Source organism: Litorilituus sediminis (genome assembly GCF_004295665.1).
GTDB lineage: Bacteria > Pseudomonadota > Gammaproteobacteria > Enterobacterales > Alteromonadaceae > Colwellia > Colwellia sediminis.
Genome location: NZ_CP034759.1, coordinates 601933 through 616918, shown reverse-complemented (window position 1 = coordinate 616918; position 14986 = coordinate 601933). Strand labels below are relative to the sequence as shown.

Annotated in this window: 13 protein-coding genes and 1 pseudogene; 11 read left to right on the top strand and 3 right to left on the bottom strand. The window is 38.6% G+C overall.

Going from position 1 to position 14986, the window contains the following annotated elements:
• Nucleotides 1-72 precede the first annotated feature (72 nt).
• The 7 genes and pseudogenes from dld to EMK97_RS02810 all read left to right on the top strand — a co-directional run bounded on the left by dld (nt 73) and on the right by EMK97_RS02810 (nt 7217).
• A complete protein-coding gene (dld, locus tag EMK97_RS02840) occupies nt 73-1773 on the top strand; it encodes a D-lactate dehydrogenase (RefSeq protein ID WP_130599258.1) in 1701 nt (566 codons plus the stop codon).
• Between the two features lie 90 nt (nt 1774-1863).
• Nucleotides 1864-1992, top strand: coding sequence for a hypothetical protein (locus EMK97_RS19340; RefSeq protein WP_281274951.1), 129 nt, complete (start codon nt 1864-1866; stop codon nt 1990-1992).
• A gap of 69 nt (nt 1993-2061) precedes the next feature.
• Nucleotides 2062-3012, top strand: a pseudogene (locus EMK97_RS02830) (porin).
• 32 nt (nt 3013-3044) lie between these two features.
• Nucleotides 3045-3278: a hypothetical protein gene (locus EMK97_RS02825; protein WP_130604348.1), complete on the top strand. Its 234-nt coding sequence runs from the start codon at nt 3045-3047 to the stop codon at nt 3276-3278.
• 199 nt (nt 3279-3477) lie between these two features.
• A complete protein-coding gene (pheS, locus tag EMK97_RS02820; RefSeq protein ID WP_130599252.1) occupies nt 3478-4473 on the top strand; it encodes a phenylalanine--tRNA ligase subunit alpha in 996 nt (331 codons plus the stop codon).
• Between the two features lie 11 nt (nt 4474-4484).
• Nucleotides 4485-6917 carry a phenylalanine--tRNA ligase subunit beta gene (pheT, locus tag EMK97_RS02815; protein ID WP_130599250.1) on the top strand — a complete coding sequence of 811 codons (2433 nt, stop codon included), beginning with the start codon at nt 4485-4487 and terminating at the stop codon, nt 6915-6917.
• A gap of 3 nt (nt 6918-6920) precedes the next feature.
• The gene (locus EMK97_RS02810) at nt 6921-7217 is read left to right on the top strand and encodes an integration host factor subunit alpha (RefSeq protein ID WP_130599248.1); all 297 of its coding nucleotides are present in this window, start codon (nt 6921-6923) and stop codon (nt 7215-7217) included.
• A 110-nt stretch (nt 7218-7327) separates the two neighbouring features.
• On the opposite strand, the gene EMK97_RS02805 is transcribed toward EMK97_RS02810, so the two are convergent.
• From EMK97_RS02805 to EMK97_RS02795, 3 genes are read right to left on the bottom strand one after another with little or no spacing between them, the layout of a single operon-like run.
• Nucleotides 7328-8473 (bottom strand): HlyD family secretion protein, encoded by a 1146-nt coding sequence (locus EMK97_RS02805; RefSeq protein ID WP_130599246.1) that lies wholly within the window; start codon nt 8471-8473, stop codon nt 7328-7330.
• Nucleotides 8474-8475: 2 nt separating this feature from the next.
• Nucleotides 8476-8817 carry a DUF3302 domain-containing protein gene (locus EMK97_RS02800; protein ID WP_130599244.1) on the bottom strand — a complete coding sequence of 114 codons (342 nt, stop codon included), beginning with the start codon at nt 8815-8817 and terminating at the stop codon, nt 8476-8478.
• Nucleotides 8818-8843: 26 nt separating this feature from the next.
• On the bottom strand, nt 8844-9092 hold the full coding sequence (locus tag EMK97_RS02795; protein ID WP_130599242.1) for a hypothetical protein: 249 nt from the start codon (nt 9090-9092) through the stop codon (nt 8844-8846).
• A 513-nt stretch (nt 9093-9605) separates the two neighbouring features.
• On the opposite strand from EMK97_RS02795, the gene EMK97_RS19105 reads away from it, so the two are divergent.
• The 4 genes from EMK97_RS19105 (at nt 9606) to EMK97_RS02775 (ending at nt 14973) form a co-directional block, all read left to right on the top strand.
• A complete protein-coding gene (locus tag EMK97_RS19105; RefSeq protein ID WP_246028926.1) occupies nt 9606-13382 on the top strand; it encodes a thrombospondin type 3 repeat-containing protein in 3777 nt (1258 codons plus the stop codon).
• 201 nt (nt 13383-13583) lie between these two features.
• Nucleotides 13584-13904, top strand: a complete 321-nt coding sequence (locus EMK97_RS02785; protein ID WP_130599238.1) for a hypothetical protein — start codon at nt 13584-13586, stop codon at nt 13902-13904.
• A gap of 172 nt (nt 13905-14076) precedes the next feature.
• Complete coding sequence (locus EMK97_RS02780; RefSeq protein WP_130599236.1) at nt 14077-14715, top strand: outer membrane beta-barrel protein; 639 nt, start codon at nt 14077-14079, stop codon at nt 14713-14715.
• A gap of 27 nt (nt 14716-14742) precedes the next feature.
• Complete coding sequence (locus tag EMK97_RS02775) at nt 14743-14973, top strand: alpha/beta hydrolase (RefSeq protein ID WP_130599234.1); 231 nt, start codon at nt 14743-14745, stop codon at nt 14971-14973.
• Nucleotides 14974-14986: the final 13 nt, after the last annotated feature.

Below are 14986 nucleotides of genomic sequence, written 5' to 3'. Positions count from 1 at the left end.
AGGTATACTCAAAGGCCTTAATAGCAGTACTGACTAGGTATTGTATGACCTTTAAACTAATTGAGATGCAAAATGACAGGCGATTCGAAGCAAAACGCGTTAATTGAACAACTAAAATCTGTGGTAGGTGCAGGTTACACCTTAACAGATGCTGCTAAAAAACAAGCTTATACTAAGGGCTTTCGTTTTGGCTCAGGTGAAGCCATTGCTGTAGTTAGGCCAGCAAGCTTGTTGGAAATATGGCAAGTACTTAAAGCGTGTGTTGCTGCTGATGTTGCCATTATTATGCAAGCAGCGAATACCGGCTTAACCGGTGGTTCGACGCCAAATGGTAAAGGTTATGATCGCCCGATTGTTATCATTAGTACTATGCGAATTGATAGTATTCATTTAATTGATAATGCAAAACAAATTGTTGGTTTAGCAGGAAGTACCTTATTTGGTTTAGAAGATACCTTACGTCCTTATGGTCGGGAGCCACATTCTGTTATCGGCTCTTCTTGTATTGGCGCGTCTATTGTTGGTGGTATTTGTAACAACTCAGGTGGCGCCTTGGTACAACGTGGTCCAGCGTATACTGAATTGTCAATTTATGCGCAAATAGATACTGACGGAAACTTATCACTGGTTAATAACTTAGGGATTAATTTAGGTGAAACGCCAGAAGAAATTTTAACTAATTTACAAGAGAGAAACTTTTCAGATAAAGATGTCGAGTTTCCTGAAAAACGTGCGTCAGATAATGAATATCATGAGCGAGTACGTCAAGTTGATGAAGATACGCCATCACGTTTTAATAATGATGGCAGACGCTTATATGAATCATCAGGCTGTGCCGGTAAGCTTGCTGTATTTGCAGTAAGAATGGATACTTTCCCTATTCCTGAGAAGCACCAAGTCTTTTATGTTGGTACTAATGATCCTGCGGTATTAGCGCAAATACGTCGAGACATGTTATCTAATTTTAAATCTTTACCTGTTTCAGGTGAGTACTTGCATAGAGATTGCTATGACGCTTGTAAAAAATACGGTAAAGACTCGTTTTTAGTCATTGATAAACTGGGTTCAAAATATATGCCCAAGATGTTCGCCATGAAGCGCACTGTGGATAGGTTTGCGGAAAAATTAAAGTTTCTACCTAGCAAGTTTTCTGATCGCATGATGCAGTATATGAGTTATTTGTGGCCAAATCATTTACCTAAACGCATGGAAGAGTATAGAGATAAATATGAACACCATTGGATCATTGAAATGAGCAATGAAGGGGTAGACGAAGCCAAAGCATATTTTGACAAGTTTTTCGCGTCAAACGAAGGCAGTTATTTTGAATGTACGCAAGAAGAAGGTGACAAGGCAATATTACACCGCTTTGTTGCTGGTGGCGCCATTGGACGTCAGCAACTCATGAATGGCAAAGATTTAGGGGCGATAATGACCATAGATGTTGCTTTTCCGCGTAATGAAAAAGATTGGTTTGAAAAGTTGCCACCAGAGTTAGATGAGCAAATTGCCGTTAAGTTGTATTACGGGCATTTATTCTGTCACGTAATGCATCAAAACTATATCTTGAAAAAAGGCGTTGATGCTAAAACGGTGAAGGACCAAATTTTAGCCACTTATGATGCACGTGGCGCGGAATACCCTGCCGAGCATAATGTCGGTCATGAATACTTTGCTAAGGATGATTTAAAAGCGTTTTATAAAAAGCTTGATCCAAGTAACTCGTTTAATCCAGGTATTGGTAAAACTTCTAAATGTAAGCACTGGCATTAATACCTTAAAAAGAACAACTTACATTGTTAATAGACTATGCTAGAGTTAGCCGATAAGGTATTGGTGGTTAAGAAATTTTAAGGGAAATATATGAATTCAAAAACAATACTGCCAGCTGCTATCAGTACTTTGTTACTCGCACCTACAGCGTATGGCTTAGAGTTATATAATAATGGCAAGAGTGCCTTAGATTTTAAAGGTAATCTGTCAATTTACTAGCTGCAAAGTGGAGACTTTGAAGAGGTTAGTGATGGTTTTTCTCGGTATTATTTTGATTTTTCCCACAAAATGAAAAATGACTGGCAAGCCATGGCTAAGCTGGAGTGGGGCGTTCAAGTATCTAATACTGATGATAAAATAATTGTTAATCACAATGGTTTAACCAGCACAGGACCAACAGCTGATAGTATTTGGCTAAGGCAAGGCTATGTTGGCTTTAAACATGATGACTATGGTCAGTTCACTATGGGTAAGCAGTGGGGTGTTGCTTATGATGTTGGCGGTGTAACTGATTGATTTGAAATTTTTGGTGCAGAGGCTTCAGGTACTTATAACTTTGGTACCGATGGTGGCTTTTCAGGCTCAGGGCGAGCAGAACAAGCACTACAGTACAAGTTGAATTTAGGTGATTTAAGTTTAGGTGCACAATATTTAGCGTCTGAAGATGAATTACATACCACAGGTGAAAATGGTGAAGACTTGTCGGCAGTATTAAATTTTAATAACTCTTACGGCATTTCTGCTTTATATCAAACGCCATTTGATATTGGTTTAGGCTTGGCTTATAACAAGGCGAAAATTAAACTTAGCGCCAATGGTGCCAGTACTGATGAGGTTGATGATGAATTAATATCAGCCCATATTACTTATCGGCCTTATGGCAGTTTAGGTTTGCATGTGGCATTGGTTTATACAGATATGAAAAATCACGATGTTGATGATGTTGGTAAGTTCATGAATAAATCGACAGGCATTGAATTATTTAGCGCCTATCGATTTGATAATGACATCTCTGTTATTGTCGGCTACAACTCGTTGAAGGATAATTCTTCGTCTAATAATCCGGTTGCTTCAGATGGTTTGTTTCATAAAAAGTATTATATTCTCAGTGCTAAATACCACTGGGATGAAGATTTTCATCTTTATATCGAAAGTAAGATAGATGACTCAACTTTGCATGATGACACCACTAGCCTAGCAGAAGATGCTACTGGTATTGGCATGATGTTTACTTTCTAGTCAGTAGTTTATAACGGTAATAATTAATGGCAATGTCTGAAGATAAACTCATTACCTTGCTTAAAACTTCAATAGCGATAGGCATTTGCTTATTGCTATTGGGTATTTACTTGCACAATTTTAGTGATTATATGGAGTCTTTAGGCGTGACTGGCATTATTATCAGTGCTTTGTGTATCGCCTTAGGGTTAATTTTTTCTCTGCCAACGAAAATGTATTTAACTTTTATCCTGGTTAAACGCGAGTCTGAATCATCAAAAGAGTAAAAATTTACTCCGTTATTATCAACAAGAATTAGCTAGCAGACCTGTATCTAGTTAATTCCCACTTTTTTTTAATTTTAAGCGTATTTATCCTACCTAACGCTTGAATTTCGTGTAAAATCAACCTCATTTTTTATTTAACAAATTAGTCTATTTTAAGCGCATTAACATAACCGCGTTTAGCCCTGTTTTAGAGGAAATCATGAATTTAGACACCACGACATTAGACGAGATCGTCTTACAAGCGGAGAAAGCGATAAGTGAAGCATCTGATCCTGCTGCGCTTGATCAAGTACGCGTTAACTTTTTAGGTAAAAAAGGTTTATTTACTGAGCAAATGAAAGGCTTAGGTAAATTATCTAAAGAAGAAAAGCCTAAAATGGGGCAGGTGATTAACCTAGCAAAACAAAAAGTACAAAAATTACTGAATGAACGTGGTGAATTACTGCGTAATGAAGAAATTAAGAAGAAGCTAGCTGCTGAATCAATTGACGTAACCTTACCAGGTCGTGGCACTGAGCTTGGCGGTTTACATCCTGTATCTCGTACCATTGAACGTATTGAAAGCTTCTTTGGTGATTTAGGTTTTTCAGTTAAAGCTGGCCCTGAGGTAGAAGATGATTACCATAACTTTGATGCCTTAAACATTCCTGAGCATCATCCTGCACGTCAAGATCATGATACTTTCTACTTTAATCCTAAGTTAGTACTACGTACACAAACGTCAGGTGTGCAGATTCGTACCATGGAAGTTGAAAAGCCGCCACTTCGTATTATTTCACCAGGTAAAGTATACCGTAACGATTACGACCAAACGCATACGCCAATGTTTCATCAGGTAGAAGGTTTAATGGTTGATAAAGATGTTAGCTTTACCCATTTAAAAGGTGTGTTGCACGACTTTTTACATCACTTTTTTGAAGAAGAAGTTGAAGTACGTTTTCGCCCGTCTTACTTCCCATTTACTGAGCCGTCAGCGGAAGTTGATATTATGGGTAAAAACGGTAAATGGTTAGAAGTATTAGGTTGTGGCATGGTTCACCCTAATGTTTTACGTAGTGTTGGCATTGACCCTGAGGTTTATACCGGTTTTGCCTTTGGTATGGGGGTTGAACGCCTAACCATGCTTCGTTATGGCGTAAACGATTTACGTGCATTCTTTGAAAACGATCTTCGCTTCTTAAAACAGTTCAAGTAGGAAAAGTAGTAATGAAATTTAGTGAATCTTGGTTACGTGAGTGGGTAAATCCTGCTATTTCTTCTGATGAGTTAGCTCATCAAATTACTATGGCTGGTTTAGAAGTTGATGGTGTTGACCCTGTTGCTGGTGAGTTTAACAAAGTTATCATTGGTGAAGTGGTTGAATGTGGCCCACACCCAGATGCTGACAAATTACAAGTGACTAAAATCAGCTTAGGTGATTACAGCTCTGATACGGTTGAACAAGGCGAGTTAGTTGACATTGTTTGTGGTGCTAAAAACTGTCGTTTAGGGCTAAAAGTTGCTGTTGCTACGGTTGGTGCTGTACTGCCGGGTGATTTCAAAATCAAAAAAGCCAAACTTCGTGGTGTGCCATCTTTTGGTATGTTATGTAGTGAATCTGAGCTTGGCTTAGCCGAAAGCAGCGATGGTATTTTGGAATTACCACAAGATGCGCCAGTTGGTAGCTGTGTTCGTGAATATTTAGACTTAGATGATGTGACCATTGACGTTGACTTAACGGCTAACCGTGGTGACTGTCTAGGCATTAAAGGTTTAGCACGTGAAGTGGGCGTACTTAATTCATTGTCAGTTACTGCACCTGAAATTACTGCGGTAACACCAAGTATTGATGATGTACGAGACGTAACTATTTCAGCAGGCCAAGCCTGTCCGCGTTACTTAGGTCGTGTTATTAAAGGTGTTAATGTTAAAGCACAAACACCACTTTGGATGGTAGAGAAGCTTCGTCGTTGTGGTACTCGCTCAATCGATCCAGTTGTAGATGTGACTAACTATGTGTTGCTTGAACTTGGTCATCCAATGCATGCTTTTGATTTAGCCAAAGTAGAGCAGGGTGTTAATGTACGTTTTGCCAATAAAGACGAAAAGCTGGTTTTATTAGATGAAAATGAAGTGAGCTTAAACGAGCAAACTTTAGTGATTGCTGAAGCTGGTGATAATGGTAAGCCACTAGCTATGGCGGGTATTTTTGGTGGTTTACATTCAGGTGTAACCACTGAGACCACAGATATCTTTTTAGAAAGTGCCTTTTTTGCCCCTTTAGCGATTTTAGGTAAAGCGCGTCAATACGGTTTACATACTGACTCATCTCATCGTTATGAGCGCGGCATTGACCCAGAGCTGCAACGTGATGCGATGGAGCGAGCTACTTCATTATTACTTGAAATTGTTGGTGGACAAGCAGGTCCAATCGTTGAAGGTAAATCAGAGCAAGATATCCCGCAAAGCAAATCGGTAAGTTTACGTCGTAGCAAACTTGATAGCCGAATTGGTCATCATATTGAAGATGAAAAAGTGGATGAAATTCTAACGCGTTTAGGTTTTGAAGTAGCAAGTACTGGTGAAGGCAATGACAAAGTATGGCAAGTTGTTGTGCCGGCTTATCGCTTTGATATCAGCATTGAAGTGGACTTAATTGAAGAAGTAGCGCGTATATTTGGCTACAACAATATTCCAAATATTTCACCGAAAGCAACGCTTGCTATGCGTGAGCAAAAAGAAGCGAAAATTTCTTTACGTAAGCTCAAGCAAACCTTGGTAAATCGTGATTATCAAGAAGCGATTACCTATAGCTTTGTCGACCCTAAAGTACAATCTTTATTGCACCCACAGCAAGAGGTGATGACGTTACCGCATCCGATTTCTTCTGAAATGTCAGTAATGCGCTTAAGCTTATGGACAGGCTTATTACAATCAGTAAGTTATAACCAAAATCGTCAACAAGGGCGTGTACGCTTATTTGAAACAGGTCTTCGTTTTGTACCGGATGAAAGTGCTGAAAATGGTGTTCGTCAAGAGAATATGATTGCAGGTGTTATCAGCGGTCAACGTGTTGATGAACATTGGAGCATGGAAAAAGCGGCAACAGATTTCTACGACATTAAAGGTGATGTTGAAGCGTTATTGTCATTAACAGCCGATTCTGCAAGTTACGAGTTTAGCAAAGCCGAACTTGAAGCACTTCACCCAGGTCAAACGGCAAAAATTACCCGTAATGGCCAACTTGTAGGTTATGTTGGAAGCTTACACCCTGAATTAGAAAGGAAATTAGGGTTAAATGGTCGTACATTAGTTTTTGAATTATTAGTCTCTGAAGTATTAACTCAAATAATTCCTCAAGCCAGCGAAATTTCTCGCTTCCCGGCGAATCGACGTGACCTTGCTGTGGTAGTAAAAGAAGATGTTGATGCAAAAAAAGTGTTACAACTTATTGAAAAGGTTGGCGGAAATTATTTAATTGATCTAAACTTGTTTGATGTATATCAAGGTAATGGTGTAGATGAAGGTTATAAGAGTCTTGCAATTGCGTTGATTTTACAAGATACAAGCAAAACACTTGAAGAAAAAGACATCACAGATGTCATCGATCGAGTTGTTGAAGCCTTAAAATCAGAGTTAAATGCATCACTGAGGGATTAAGCAATGGCGCTTACCAAAGCAGAAGTAGCAGAACATTTATTTGAAAAGGTTGGGCTGAGCAAGCGCGACGCAAAAGAAATGGTAGAAGTATTTTTCGAAGAAATACGTGAAACCTTAGAAAGTGGCGAGCAAGTGAAACTTTCTGGTTTTGGTAATTTCGACTTGCGTCAAAAAAGCGAACGCCCTGGTCGTAACCCTAAAACAGGCGAAGATATTCCAATTTCTGCGCGTAAGGTTGTTACTTTTAGACCTGGTCAGAAATTGAAAAGTCGTGTTGAAGATGGCAATAGCGAAGGCTAGTTATAATTAACTTATAATAAGTAATTTAATTATTTAGTACTGCTATTTTTAACAACCTGCATATTAAAAAAGGCTGCATTTGCAGCCTTTTTAGTGCCTATAATTTAAGCTTATTTAATAGGGTATACGTATTTTAACCATGCCATCATGCGCAGTAATATGCGTCTGACCAGAGAAACATGCAAAATATCATGTTCATAATTTAGGGCAACTGCTTGTCCTTGCACACCAAGTGGTAGGTTATAATCATTTAAATCTTCTTCTAACTCAATTAAGGCAATCGCAAAGCCGGGCTTTTGAATTAATTGCGAAGAAATTAAGCTGCCACTGGCTTGTATTTCACCTTCAGCCATAGCTGGTAATACATCAACTACCTTTCCTTTAAATACATGACCGGGTACCGCATCAAGTATCACTTCTGCTTCAATACCTTTTTCTAAACGTAACATAGAATTTTGAAAGAATGCACCAGCAAAGCGTCGTTTTTCTAATGGTACAAAGGTCATTACTGGTCTTAATGGCAGTTTAGCTGCTCGAACACCTGGGCGAATTGCAATTTGCGTTGGTATACCATCAACTGGTGCTCGAACAATTGTCCGCTCTAAATCAAGCTTTGCTTTGTTTCTTGCCGCGATTAATTGTGCGACTTGGCTATCTTCACCTGCGATTAGAGATTCTGTTTCAATGCGTAAGCGTTTTTCATCAGCAATTGCTTTGGCTAAACTGGCTTCATCTGCTTGGTAAAGTTGTTTACGGTTTTCAACTTCTTGATCGGTAAAGGGTGAGCTATCACCTTTTTCATGTGCCTCTTTATATCTAAAATAGGTACTGCGTGTTCTGTCTCTGTCAGCTCTGGCTTTAGCTACTTGTGCGGTTGCTGCTTGAAGGGCTGCATCATCTTCTAACTCATCACCGCGAGCAGCGCTTAATGCCGCTTCTGCTTTATTTAGGGCAATAACTTGCTCATCATTTTCTAAGGTAAATAAAATATCTCCTTGTTTTACCTTTTGATTAGCAACAACATTCACGGTTTTAACGTTACCACTAATTTGCGGCACAATAGGAATTGATACAAAGACATCTTTGCCCCATTTCGCATAGGGGTGATTGTAATTCATAATTAATAAGATGGCAGATAGGATAACTACGCCGCCAAGACCCGCTGTTGGTACTGTCCACTTATTAAGCGGAATTTTGAACACTTTAAAAATAACAACACAAATGGCGGTATAGGTTGCAATAATGAGTAAATCCATAATTAACCCTCACCTTGTTGTAATTGTTGTTGTAAATCGTTTAGCTGAGTTTTTAATGCGCTAATTTCTTCTTGCATGATAGCTAAATCATCTAGATTAGCTTTGTTGTTTTTGGAAAATCCCCAGCCTCTATCTTCACGATAGAGGGTTGCCCAAATCCATAAAAATGGCCACATCACATGTAAAGTAAAGAGACTGACCCAGCCAGCAACGTGCAAGGCATCCTGCTGAGGGTGGTTACGTTTTTTAGCAATTTCGTAGGGGATATCATGAATGGCAATGATGCCATAAAAGATGACGAGTGCTACGAAAAACACTAAGAATAGTGCGAAATAATCTAGCATATGAGTTCCTTATTTTGATTATGTTTTCATGAGTTAATTTGTTTTGGCTTAATTTGAACTGGCTTATTTGGGCTAAATTTAATTCTTTGTTTAATCGCCCGCATAAAAGCATTGGTAAGTTGTTGTTCTTGCTTACTAGTGCTTTTGTATAGACTTTTGAGTTTAGTGAAAGTCGTTTCTTTAATAATATCGCTACTTTCTGTATCGACAGAAATAAATACTTCTATACATATGATTGGGATTGATAAAGTGCCTTTTATCGTATTTGTTGGCATAGCGAACATTCCGTTTGAGAAACTTCCAATGTCTTTGTTCAGTTTAAGATATTTTGTATTGTAAAAGCTAGCAACTTCATTGCTTTATATTATGACAACTGCATTAATAGCGGATGTGTATTGAGCGCTTTAAAGTCAATGCTCAGGCGAATGCAAACTAGATCTCTATGAAGCAAGACTTATTCAAACCATTAAAAAGTTAATGCTCAGAGAATATTAACGAACTTTTTCAGTTAGCGTTGAGGAAGAACAAGCGTAATTTTTTCTTAAAGAGGAGTGATGTAAGTGGTTGTACTAGCTTATCAAACGAAAATATAATATTCTTACTGCCTAAAAGTAACATATTAATAAGTAAGGAATAAAAGCTGAATGGAGTCACTTGGTTTAATAAAGAAAGAATACAAATTTAAACAAAAGAGTAATCAACTATCAAGAGTATTTAACTCTAAAGTATTCCTTGCGGGGTTGTTATTAATATCTACAGCTTCTGCGTTCGGCAATGATGTGAATACGATGGAAATTGAGCTATTACAAAACGCTTATTATGCTCAATGCAACTTTTCTAGTATAACAAATAAAGATATAGCTATTTCAGTAAATTCCTACATTTGGCCACAAAGGCAAGCACTAGAAACGGTTCAACTTGTGTTAACAGGTATACCCGCAGACTCTTCAGGTGAATATCAAATACTAACTAAGGAGTATGGATTTGGTAGAGCAAATTCAATCTTAACTTTTTCAGCTGAATGTTTAGCTAGTGTTCAAGTAACTATCTATTGGACAGAGCTCGATGCTCAAAATAATGAGCAAACTATGTCTATTTCAAAGAATTATGGCACTGACTTTGATTATGATGGAGTGATAAACCAAGTCGATGCTTTTCCATTTAATAAAGATGAGTCTATTGATACAGATGGTGATGGCATTGGTAATAATGCCGATACTGATGATGATGGCGATGGTGTTGCCGATAGCACAGATGCCTTTCCGCTAGATGCGAGTGAGTTTCTTGATACAGATGGTGATGGCATTGGTAATAATGCCGATACTGATGATGATGGCGATGGTGTAGCGGATAGCACAGATGCCTTTCCGCTAGATGCGAGTGAGTTTCTTGATACAGATGGTGATGGCATTGGTAATAATGCCGATACTGATGATGATGGCGATGGTGTAGCGGATAGCACAGATGCCTTTCCGCTAGATGCGAGTGAGTTTCTTGATACAGATGGTGATGGCATTGGTAATAATGCCGATACTGATGATGATGGCGATGGTGTAGCGGATAGCACAGATGCCTTTCCGCTAGATGCGAGTGAGTTTCTTGATACAGATGGTGATGGCATTGGTAACAACGCCGATACTGATGATGATGGCGATGGTGTAGCGGATAGCACAGATGCCTTTCCGCTAGATGCGAGTGAGTTTCTTGATACAGATGGTGATGGCATTGGTAATAATGCCGATACTGATGATGATGGCGATGGTGTAGCGGATAGCACAGATGCCTTTCCGCTAGATGCGAGTGAGTTTCTTGATACAGATGGTGATGGCATTGGTAACAACGCCGATACTGATGATGATGGCGATGGTGTAGCGGATAGCACAGATGCCTTTCCGCTAGATGCGAGTGAGTTTCTTGATACAGATGGTGATGGCATTGGTAATAATGCCGATACTGATGATGATGGCGATGGTGTAGCGGATAGCACAGATGCCTTTCCGCTAGATGCGAGTGAGTTTCTTGATACAGATGGTGATGGCATTGGTAACAACGCCGATACTGATGATGATGGCGATGGTATTTTGGATGAAGATGACAGTGAGCCATTAAATGCTCAAATCGGGGATACGCAAGCTCCGGTCATAGGTGTTGTTGATTCTTTAACTTTTGAGGCGACAGGAGAATTTACTGAAATTTCATTAATCGCGCCAGAGGTGACAGATAACAACCTTAATGCTCCGAGCATTGAATCAGATTTAACCGAAAGCCTACCATTAGGTGAGCATGTTATTACCTGGACAGCTACTGATTTTGCTGGCAATCAAGCCTCTATTGAGCAGTTGGTTACGGTGGAAGATACTACTAAACCGGAATTTATCGAGCAATCAGGAGTTTATATCAATGCAGAGGGTCGCTTAACGGACATCAATGATTTAGTTACCGTGAGAGCATTTGATATTGTTGATGGTGAATTAACGGCAGAAATTTTAGGTAAAAGTCAATATCAATCGGGTGTACATCAAATTGAATTGAGGGCGAGTGATAACTCGGGTAACAATCAAACTGCTGTGGTTAATCTAGAAATAAAACCAGAGCTCAGTATTAGTTCAAATTTAAATGTTGAGGCCGGCGGCAGTTATCAACTATCGTTGAGCTTAAGTGGTAAAGCTCCGAGTTATCCTGTAGGGATTGATTATCAACTAAGTCAAAATGGTAACGTAATTACTAAGGCGAGTGTTGCAATTGACTCAGGTACACAAGGACAATTAACGGTTAACATACCAAACGATGTGCTTACCACGGACGACTTAATTGTAACAATTGATAGTACTAGCAATGCCTTTATTGGTGATAATAAACAAACACAACTCTTGGTAATCAAACATAATGAAGCACCGCAGTTGAGTATATTAAGCCGCCAAAACGGCGAACATGTTAGCATAATTGACCCAGATAATGGCATTGTGACTATTGCTGCTGTTATTAGTGATGTGAATCAAAATGATAGTCATAATATTAGCTGGACAGTGGATGGCAATGCTTTTATCGATGAAAATATTGATAGCAATAATTTAACTTTTGAATTTGATCCTAGTGATTTAAGCAAAGAAGGACTAACCGTGCCTTATAACATCATGGTTGAAGTAACAGAGAATAATACAGCAGAGAGTTATAGTGTTAAGCGTGATATACAACTATTAGTAGAAAATTTAACTTCACTTGATGGGAATGCAGATAGTGATGGTGACGGCATTCGTGATAGCGATGAAGGCTATAAAGATAGTGATGGAGATGGCATAGCTGATTATCTTGATGATGACGACAATGCTTCACAACTACCAACTCAAGTAGGCAGCGAACCAATAAAAACTACTCAAGGATTAAGTATGTCATTAGGTAAGATGGCTTCTATGTCTGGTGGTGCTAGTAGCGTAGGCGCTATTTTAAGCGTTGATGAATTAGTGGGTGTCGTCCCAGCGGGGGCAGCCGATACAGGTGATGCGCACTATATTGCGGAAAGTTCAATTTACAGCTTTATTGTCAGTGGATTAGCTAAACAAGGTGAATCTGTGGCAGTAGTTATCCCGTTAACGAAAGGGAAAACTTTAAGCGCTGGTACTATTTATCGTAAATATAATACTGTCAATGGTTGGTACACATTTGTTGAAGATGATAAAAACAGTGTTAAATCAGCTTCAACGGATGCGAACGGAAATTGTCCACTGGCTAATGATGCAATTTACACGACAGGTTTAACTGAAAGTGATAACTGTGTTCAGTTAATTATAGAGGATGGAGGCCCTAATGACGATGATTTAGCTGCTAATGGTGTAGTGGAAGACCCGGGTGTATTTGCAATTGAAAAGCAAAACCAACCGCCAACTATTACTATGATAACAAGATATCAAGTGGATGAAGGTACTGAATTGATTATAGATGCATCAGGCACAACCGATGCAGAAGGGGATAACCTAACATTTACGTGGAGACAATTAAGCGGCCATGAAGTTACGCTAAATACTACAAGCGAAATGACACTGAGCTTTGTCAGCCCAGATGTGCAGAACGATGAAACCTTAACCTTCGAGTTAACAGTAAATGATGGTAGAGAAGATAGTAGTGTCGTTATTGAAGTATTAGTTAATCAAATCAACCAAGGCCCTAAGGTCAGTATCGATAGTCATGAAAATAGTTACCCTGAAGGTAGTGTTGTTAAGCTAACTTCACAAAGTAATGATCCAGATGGCGATAATTTAACCTACCTCTGGGAGCAAATATCAGGTGTTGATATCATGATGAATAATGCAACTATAAGTGAAGTTAGCTTTACTTTGCCTGAAGTAGCAAGTGATGAGGTTGTCGATATACAACTCTCAATCTCAGACGGTAATCTAAGTACTACTGTGGCGACTTCGTTTACTATCAAAAATGAAGCTAAAGTTACTACGGTTACGTCAGAGAATAATGGCTCTGGTGGTACTGGTTCCGTCGAAGCTTTAATAGCACTGTTTATTCTGATTAGGCTAAGGAGAGCAAGTACTTTTAATAAAAGATTAGTCGCTTGAATAAGCAAAAGCGAGTATTTTTGAATTATAGAAGTATTGATGGTTTGCTTTTTCGGATTCGCAAAAGTAAGCCCGCATATTCGTTGTCACTTATCGTGGCATTATTAACCCTAGGAAATCACGGATGAAGCTTTTCTTTTTATTTTTTTATGCACTTTTGCTGGCAACGCTTTAGCTAATACATCGCTAGACAATTATGTCGTGGCTTATGATTGGCATATTTTAGAATTAACACCGTGCACTAATAATGCTTATTGCTCAGATACCAATGCCTTTAGTGGCAGAAGATTTGTTGATGACGGTAATGATGTCACTTTAGATATGGAGCCATGGGTTATTACGTTTTTAATCAAAAAAATAGATAAAAAACAATATGAAATACAAGGCAAGGCTACAAATAAAGACAATAAGCTTGTCTCTCAATTTAGTTCAATAGGGCGCTTTTATTTCGATCACTCACTGCAGTTTAAGGTTGGCAAAGCAGTGATAAGTAGTAACGTTTTTGTTGGCCGAAAAATATAACTATACCTTTGAGATAACAGAGATAGCTGAAATAACCATGAAATAAAACCACTTTTAACACAGTAAAGCTTAAAAACGGATAGTGCTAAGCTTTATCTTTTCTTTTATAATCAATTGTTTTGCTGTTAATGACGACAGCACTATTTAATATAATTTATTCATAAGGATATCAATGAAATTATTACGTACATCAATTATTGCCGTATTAGGTTTGAGCATTTTTTCCGCTGTTGCGGCTGATAGAAATCAATTTACTTATACAGGTCTTAGTTATCAGCATCATAGTTACGATAATTTAAATTTTTCCCCTGGCATTGATGTCTCTGAGCTTGCTAGTCAATATAATGACAGCACCTCAGAAAGTGGCTGGCGAGGCTTTATTGGCTATCAATTTAATCGATACATGGCGATAGAGGCTGGGGTGACTTCTTTTGGTAAAGCCAGCTTTTCCATCACCGAAGAAGTGACTGATGCTAATGGTAAAAGTACACTCAATACCCTTCACAGTGGTAGCTTTAAAACCATTGCTGGTGATGTTCGAGCCATTGCAACTTATCCCATCAATGACAATTTGTTTTTAAAGGCACAAGTTGGCGCGTTACTTTGGGGTAATGAGTTCACTTCCTTAACTGGTACTCTGGATGATTTATCTACGGTAAAACAAACGGATCATGGTGCTTCACTATTGACAGGTGTTGGCATAGGTTATGGTTTTAATAATGTCTTTGCTATCACTTTTGATTTTGAACAAACAGAAATAGCAGAAATTACCACGCAAAATTTAGCCTTATCTTTGTTGGTACGCTTTTAGTGTTTTAGCATTGGCACTTGCAAGCAATTGCTTAACGCTAACGTTTATTTGGCTTTTGCCAACAATCAGGCATTTGCTGAGATAGGTGCAACCAATTTACAATGGGGACAAGCTTTTAGCAAAAGATTAGAGCAGAATCTATCTGCTACGTTTCAAGTAAAAAGCCAATATTTTGCGCATGAAAGTCATGGTACTGTGGCATTACTGAGTTGGTATCATGGTTTACGCTGGTTACTTGCCAATGACGGTAATAAGTAACTCAATCTACAAT